Source organism: Methylobacterium sp. C33D, from assembly GCF_053345825.1.
The window spans coordinates 1-312 of sequence record NZ_JBKFAV010000190.1 but is presented as its reverse complement, the minus strand read 5'-3'; the positions used below and the strand labels follow the sequence as shown (position 1 = coordinate 312).

The window sequence follows — 312 nt, the reverse complement described above, 5'->3', positions numbered from 1 at the left end:
GCGACCAGCTCGCGGCTGTGGGTGACGATCGCCACCCGGGCGAGGGGATTTTCTTCCAAGGCCTCCCGCGCGAGGGCCGCGATCACGAGTGCCTTGCCGGCCCCGGTGGGGAGCACGATCAGGTGGGCGGGCGCCGCGTCGTCCGCCCCTCCCCGCGCCCAGGCGGCCGAGAGCGCGTCGAGGCTGGCGCGCTGGTAGTCCCGCAGGCGCAGCATGGCGGCGGTCTAGCCGGCCGCGCCGGCCCTGGCCGTGGCGGCGCGGTCACGGCGCAGCAGGTAGATGTCCATGATCCAGCCGTGCCGGGCCCGGGCC

Annotated in this window: 1 protein-coding gene; it reads right to left on the bottom strand. The window is 76.6% G+C overall.

What is annotated here, in order from left to right:
• Window positions 1-215 (bottom strand): DEAD/DEAH box helicase family protein (locus tag ACLBXO_RS31980; protein ID WP_447687944.1); only part of this gene is annotated, 215 nt, incomplete at its 3' end.
• Window positions 216-312: the final 97 nt, after the last annotated feature.